We start from the raw sequence: 4,962 nt of genomic DNA on the forward strand, positions 1-4,962 counted from the left end.
CCGGCGTCGGCGCCCCGCGCCGGCGGGGTGAGGGCGCCGACGTCCCCGGCGGCCACCGCCGGGTGGACCCGGGTGACGATCTCCGCCAGCTCCTCGGCGCGGTACTTGAGGAAGAAGTGCCCGGCCTGGTCGAGCACCACCAGGCCGAGGGTGTCGCTGAGGAACTGCCACTCGGCGTACCGCTCGGCGTGGTAGTCGGTCACCGGATCCTCCGAGCCGACCACCGAGATGATCGGCGCGCGCAGCTTCGTCGCACCCCGGTCGAGGAGGCCGGTGAAGTACTCCTCGGACGCCCGCGAGTCGGCCCGCATGTTGCTGATGATCCGGTCGGCCTGCTCCGGGTCCAGCTCGTCGGTGTCCACCCCCATCGACTTGAGCCAGCTGGCGTAGTGCCGGTTGCTGCGCAGCTGTTCGAGCCGGTTGCGCAGGGCGGCGAAGGCGCCCCGGGGACGGGCGAACGGGAACATCGCACCGATGTAGACCGCTTCCAGGTCCCGGCCGGCGGCCTCCACCTTGCGGGCCACCTCGGCGACGATCGCGCTGCCCACCCCACAGTGGCCGTAGAGGGCGATCGGGCCCTCGACGCGCTCCAGGATCTCCGCGGCGACCCGGCTGGTCAGCTCCTCGAACGGCAGGCCGTCCTCGCTGAGCCCGACGTCGTGGCCGGGGATGGCCAGCGACCACAGGGCATGGCCGGCGGGCAGCGCGTCCGCCAAGGGCTGGTAGACGATGGCGCTGCCGCCGCCGTACGGGACGCAGACGTAGCTGAGCACCCGCTGCGCCGCCGGGATCGGCCTGGTCAGCTCGTAGAGCAGCCGGCGCGGCCCGTCCGCGCCGTCCCCGCCGCCGGACATGAACGCGGCCAGCTCGCGGATCGTCCGCTGCTGGAACAGGTCCATCACCCCGACGGCGCGCCCACCGTGCTCGGCCTTGCGGATCTTCGCCACCACCTGGGTGGCGAGCATGGAGTGCCCGCCCAGGTCGAAGAAGTCGTCGTCGATGCCGAGCGTGGCCACGCCCAGCACCTCCGACCAGATGCCGGCGAGCAGCCGCTCGGTGTCGTCGCGCGGCTCCACCAGGGCGACCGACGCCTCGCGGGTGAGCACCGGCGCGGGCAGCGCCCTGCGGTCCAGCTTGCCGTTGGGCGTCAGCGGCAGGCCGTCCAGGGTGACGAACGCGGCCGGCACCATGTACTCGGGCAGCGTCTCCTTCAGCGCCGCCTTCAGCGCGGCGTGCTCGGCCGCGCCGACCAGGTAGGCGGTGAGCCGCTTGTCGCCGGGGGTGTCCTCGCGGACGATCACCGCCGCCTCGGTCACCGCCGCCTGCTCGCGCAGCGCGCTCTCGATCTCGCCCAGCTCGATCCGCAGGCCCCGCAGCTTCACCTGGTGGTCGATCCGGCCCAGGAACTCGATCACCCCGCCGGCCGGGGCGGTCACCCAGCGGGCCAGGTCGCCGGTGCGGTAGAGCCGGGCGCCCGACTCACCGGAGAACGGGTCCGGCACGAACCGCTCGGCGGTGAGCGCGGGCCGGCGGTGGTAGCCGCGGGCCAGCCCCACCCCGCCGATGTGCAGCTCGCCGGCCACCCCGACCGGGCAGGGGTTGCCGCGCCGGTCCAGCACGTGCAGCCGCAGGTTGGCGATCGGGGCGCCGATCGGGACGGTGGTCAGGCCCGGCAGCAGCGCCGGGTCGCAGTGCCAGGCGCTGACGTCGATGGCCGCCTCGGTCGGGCCGTACAGGTTGTGCAGCTCGCACCCGGGCAGCCGGACCGTGAAGTCGACCGCCGTGGCCGGCGGCAGTTCCTCGCCCGAACAGATCACCCGGCGCAGCGCCGTCGCCGCCTCGACGCCCTCCTCGGCGAGGAAGACGGTGAGCATCGACGGGACGAAGTGGGCGGTGGTGACCCGCTCGGCGGCCAGCAGGTCGCGCAGGTAACCGGCGTCCTTGTGCCCGCCGGGCTTCGCCAGCACCAGCCGGGCGCCCTCGCGCAGCGGCCAGAAGAACTCCCAGACCGAGACGTCGAAGCTGGCCGGGGTCTTCTGCAGCACCGCGTCGTCGGGGCCCAGCCGGTAGGTCTGCTGCATCCAGTCCAGCCGGTTGACGATGCCCCGGTGGGTGTTCGGCACGCCCTTCGGTCGGCCGGTCGAGCCGGAGGTGTAGATGACGTACGCCAGGTGCTCCGGGCCCGCCGCCGGCGTCGGGTCGTCGGCGGGCTGGCCCGCCCAGGTCCCGGCGTCGTCCAGGGCCAGCACGGTGGCGCCGGTAGCGGGCAACACGTCGCGCAGGTGCTCCTGCACCAGCACCACCGGCACGGCCGCGTCGTCGACCATGAAGGCCAACCGGTCCGCCGGGTACTCCGGGTCCAGCGGCAGGTACGCGCCGCCGGCCTTGAGCACCCCGAGCAGGCCGGTGACCAGCTCCACCGACCGTTCGGCGCAGACGCCGACCAGGGTCTCCGGGCCGACCCCGGCGGCGCGCAGCCGGTGTGCGACCCGGTTGGCCGCGGCGTTCAGCTCGGCGTACGTGGTCGACCTGCCCTCGATGGTGACCGCGACGGCGTCCGGGGTACGCGCGGCCCGTTCCTCGATCGGCCCGTGCAGCGTCTGGGTGGCCGGGAAGTCGGCGGCGGTGTCGTTCCAGCTCGCCAGCAGCGCCCGCTCGGCGGGAGCGAGCAGGTCCAGGGCGGAGACCGGGGTGTCCGGGGCGGCGACGATCGCGGCCAGCAGGGTGGTCCACCGCCGCGCCATCCGCTCGACGGTGTCGCGGGTGAACAGGTCGGTGTTGAAGACCAGCTTGCCCCAGATGCCGTCGGGCACCTCGACGGCGTGCAGCTCGAAGTCGAACCGCGTGGCCCGCAGCTCCATCGGGGTCCAGCGGAAGCTCACCTCGTCCGCGTCGGAGACGCCGGAGAACCGGCCCATCTCGTAGTTCTGCAGGACGAACATGGCCTGGAACACCGGTGACCGGCTGACGTCGCGGGGCAGCCCCAGCTCGTGCACCACCTTCGCGAACGGCACCTCGGCGTGCTCGAAGCCGTCCAGCACGGCCCGCCGGGTGCGCTCCAGCAGCTCGGTGAAGGTCGGGTCGCCGGCCAACTCGGCGCGCATCGGCAGCATGTTGATGAACATGCCGACGACGTTCTCCAGCTCCGGGGCGGACCGGCCGGCGACCGAGGCGCCGACGGCGAAGTCGTCCTGCCCGGCGTGCCGGGACAGCAGCACCTGGTACGCCGCGAGCAGGGTCATGAACAGGGTCCCGCCCGACGCGCGGGTGAGCGCGGCGAGCCCGTCGGTGACCACCCGGTCGACCTGGAACTCGACGAAGTCGCCCCGGTAGGTCTGGGTGGCCGGGCGGGGCCGGTCCAGCGGCAGTTCCAGCGGGGTGATGCCGGCCAGCCGCCCCTTCCACCAGTCCAGGTGCCCCCGGGCCTGCGGCCCGGCCAGCTCCCGGGCCTCCCAGTGGGCGAAGTCGCCGTACTGCACCGGCAGGGCGGGCGGCTCGCCGCCCCGGTAGAGGGTGATCAGGTCCCGCAGCAGCACGTCCACCGACCAGCCGTCGCCGACGATGTGGTGCTTGCTGAGGAAGAGCACGTGGTCGTCGGCGACGTTCATCCGCTCCGGAGTGCCGTCTTGCGGCGCGGAGGCCGGATTGTCGTCGTCAGCGAGCCGGATCAGCAGGGCGCGCAGCAGCGGCCCGGCCGCCAGGTCGAACGGCTCGGCCGCGGCGGCGTCCACCAGCGCCTGCGCGGCCCGCTCGTCGGGGGCGTCCACGATGGTCAGCGGCACCTCGACGGCGTCGGCGACGACGACCGTGGGTCGCCCCTCGGCGTCGGCCGGGAAGCGGGTCCGCAGCGACTCGTGCCGGGCGGTCAGCCCGGCCAGGGCGGCGCGCAGCGCCGTGACGTCCAGCGGGCCGCGCACCCGCAGCGGCACCGCGATGTGGTACGCCGCCTCGCCCGGAGCGAGCTGGTCCATGAACCAGACCCGCTCCTGGGCGTACGACAGCGGCACCTCGGCGTCCTCCGGGCGCGGCGTGATCCGGGCGGTGGGCGAGGCCTGCCGCCGGCGCAGCCGCTGAGCGATCAGCGCCGCCCGGGCGGCCTCCCGGGCGGGATCCTTCAGGTCCGTCATGCGGGGGTGTCCTTCTCCGCCGCCAGCAACGCGGCGACCTCGGTCTCGGAGAGCTCGTCCAGCTCGGCGGCGATCCGCTGCTCGATCTGGGCGGCCAGGTCGGCGACCACGGGGCTGCTGAACAGCGCCCGCATCGGCAGGTCGACGTCCACCTCGGCGCGGATCCGGGCCATCGCCCGCATGCCGCGCAGCGAGTTGCCGCCGAGGACGAAGAAGTCGTCCAGCGCACCGACCTTCTCCACCTGGAGGATCTCGGCGTACACCTCGGCCACCAGGGTCTCGGCGTCGGTGCGCGGCGGGACGTAGCCGGCGGGCGCCACGGTGGCCGGCGGCGCGGGCAGCGCGGCCCGGTCCAGCTTGCCGTTCGGGGTCAGCGGCAGCGCGTCGAGCCGGACGAACGCGGCCGGCACCAGGTGGTCCGGCAGTTCGCGGGCCAGCTCGGCCGCGAGGGCGGCCTCGTCGGCGGCGCCGACCAGGTAGCCGACCAGGGCCGGCTCCCCCGAGTCGGTGCGCACCGCCACCGCAGCCTCGCGGACCTGCGGGTGGGCCAGCATCGCCGACTCGATCTCGCCCAGCTCGATCCGCATGCCGCGCACCTTGACCTGGTCGTCGCGGCGGCCCAGGTAGTCCAGGGTGCCGTCGGTGCGCCAGCGGGCCAGGTCGCCGGTGCGGTACATCCGCCGGCCGGGCGGGCCGTACGGGCAGGGCAGGAACTGCTCGGCGGTGAGGCCGGGCCGGCGCAGGTAGCCCCGGGCCACCTGGTCCCCGGCGACGTACAGCTCGCCGACCACGCCCGGCGGCACCGGCTGGAGCGCGGCGTCCAGCAGGTAGACCC

Annotated in this window: 2 protein-coding genes; both read right to left on the reverse strand. The window is 74.5% G+C overall.

The genetic code is table 11. The features are described 5' to 3' along the window. Window positions 1-4,127 (reverse strand): amino acid adenylation domain-containing protein (locus tag JNW89_RS27505; RefSeq protein WP_238451265.1); only part of this gene is annotated, 4,127 nt, incomplete at its 3' end. Continuing rightward, on the reverse strand, window positions 4,124-4,962 hold an 839-nt coding region (locus JNW89_RS27510), incomplete at its 5' end, for a phosphopantetheine-binding protein (protein WP_238451267.1). The genes JNW89_RS27505 and JNW89_RS27510, both read right to left, overlap by 4 nt.

Source organism: Micromonospora sp. 4G55, from assembly GCF_016803375.1.